The sequence below is a fragment of the Rhodococcus sp. P4_C10 genome, assembly GCF_056402135.1.
The window spans coordinates 1-1,948 of the sequence record NZ_JBFUHZ010000089.1 but is presented as its reverse complement, the minus strand read 5'-3'; the positions used below and the strand labels follow the sequence as shown (position 1 = coordinate 1,948).

Here is a 1,948-nt window from a genome sequence, read left to right as displayed (position 1 = left end):
TCGCCCTCGCCGGCGAGGATGCGCAGGGTGGTGGTCTTTCCGGCGCCGTTGCGGCCGACGAGACCGATGCGGTCGCCGGACTGGACGCGCAGGGCGGGGCCGGGCGCGGAGAGGAGGGTCCGCACACCGGCACGAACTTCGAGGTCGGTGGCGGTAATCACGCCTGCCGAGTTTACCGGAGTTTACGACCGCCTCCCGCCACCGCCGAAGTGAGTCCGCTAACGTGCGGTGACATGAGCGAAATCCAGGATCTGGCAGGACGTACTGCGCTGGTGACGGGCGCGAGCCGCGGCATCGGCATGGCCATCGCGGCCGAGTTTCTCGCCCGCGGCGCGAAGGTGGCGATCACCGCGCGCAAGCCCGAACCGCTCGAGGAGGCCGCCCGCGAGCTGCGGGCCGGCCGCGAGGGCGCCGTGGTGCTGCCCATCGCCGGGAACGCCGGTGACGCCGACGCCCGCGCCGACGCCGTCACCCGCACGGTCGCCGAACTCGGCTCCCTGGACATCCTGGTCAACAACACCGGTATCAACCCGGTCTTCGGGTCGCTGATGGAGGCGGACCTCGACGCGGTCCGCAAGATCTTCGACGTCAACGTGGTGGCCGCCCTCGGCTACATCCAGCAGGCGCACAAGGCATGGATGGGCGAGCACGGCGGCGCGGTGGTGAACCTCGCCAGCGTCGCGGGCCTGCGCTCGACCGGCGCCATCGCCGCGTACGGCGCCTCGAAGGCGGCCCTCATCCGGCTCACCGAGGAACTGGCCTGGCAGCTGGGCCCGTCGATCCGGGTCAACGCCGTCGCCCCCGGCGTGGTCAAGACCAAGTTCGCGGAGGCGCTGGTCGCCGGCGGCGAGGAGCAGACGGCGGCGATGTACCCGATGAAGCGGCTCGGCACGCCCGAGGACGTGGCCGGCCTGGTCGCGTTCCTGGTCTCCGACGCGGCGGCCTGGATCACCGGCGACACGATCCGGGTGGACGGCGGACTGCTGGCGACGGGCTCGCTGTAGGACACGGCCATGCGCCAGTTCCCGGTCCGCGGCCTCGACGGCCGACCGGACGACGCCACGGGCGGCCGCTGATGCGGGCCGACCTCGCGGTGGTCGGACTCGGGCCGGCCGGGCGCGCCCTCGCGCACCGGGCCGCCGCCGCCGGGCTGGACGTGGTCGCGGTCGACCCCCGTCCCGCCCGGCCCTGGACGCCCACCTACGCCGCGTGGCTCGACGAACTGCCCGCATGGCTGGGGCCGAACGTGGTCCGGGCCCGGGTGGACCGGCCACGGGTGTGGGCGAGGCGGGAACACACCCTCGACCGGCCCTACTGCGTGCTCGACAACGAGGCCCTGCGCGACGCCCTGGACCTCGGCGGGACGCGGGTACTGGCGGGCACGGCGGCGACCGTGACCGCGCACGCGGTGACACTGCGTGACGGCACCGAGGTCCGGGCCACCCGGGTGCTCGACGCCCGCGGCCTGCACCCGGGCCCCGCGCTCGCCGAGCAGACCGCGTACGGGGTGGTCGTGGACGCCGCCACGGCGGCGCCCGCCCTCGGCGGCGGACCCGCATGGTTCATGGACTGGCGACCGGACAACGGCGCCGCGCCGGACGCCCCGCCGTCGTTCCTCTACGCCGTGCCGCTGGGCGCCGACCGGGTGCTGCTCGAGGAGACGTGCCTGGTGGGCCGGCCCGGCCTCTCGCTCGGGGTGTTGCGCGGCCGCCTCGAGACGAGGCTGCGGTCGCGGGGGGTCGAGCCGCCCGTCGACGCCGTGCAGGAGCGGGTGCGGTTCCCGGTGCAGGCGCCGCGGCACGGGCGGCCGGGACAGGGAGCGCCCGGTTTCGGCGCCCGCGGCGGGCTGGTCCATCCCGGCACGGGGTACAGCGTGGCGGCGTCGTTGGGCGCCGCCGACGTGGTCGCGCGGGCCGTCGCCGAGGGCCGGGACCCCGACGCGGCGCTG

Annotated in this window: 3 protein-coding genes; 2 read left to right on the top strand and 1 reads right to left on the bottom strand. The window is 75.6% G+C overall.

Annotation, left to right across the window (positions count from 1 at the left end):
• Positions 1–161 (bottom strand): ATP-binding cassette domain-containing protein (locus AC1DWC_RS26625; protein ID WP_477911531.1); only part of this gene is annotated, 161 nt, incomplete at its 3' end.
• A 72-nt stretch (positions 162–233) separates the two neighbouring features.
• Here AC1DWC_RS26625 and AC1DWC_RS26620 point away from each other — a divergent pair.
• Positions 234–1,004: an SDR family oxidoreductase gene (locus AC1DWC_RS26620; RefSeq protein ID WP_477912886.1), complete on the top strand. Its 771-nt coding sequence runs from the start codon at positions 234–236 to the stop codon at positions 1,002–1,004.
• 71 nt (positions 1,005–1,075) lie between these two features.
• Positions 1,076–1,948: lycopene cyclase family protein (locus AC1DWC_RS26615; RefSeq protein WP_477912884.1), on the top strand; the 873-nt coding region annotated here is incomplete at its 3' end.

Excerpts from the sequence above, each read along its gene's own strand:
- AC1DWC_RS26620 (WP_477912886.1), top strand. The coding sequence starts at position 234 with ATGAGCGAAATCCAGGATCTGGCAGGACGTACTGCGCTGGTGACGGGC.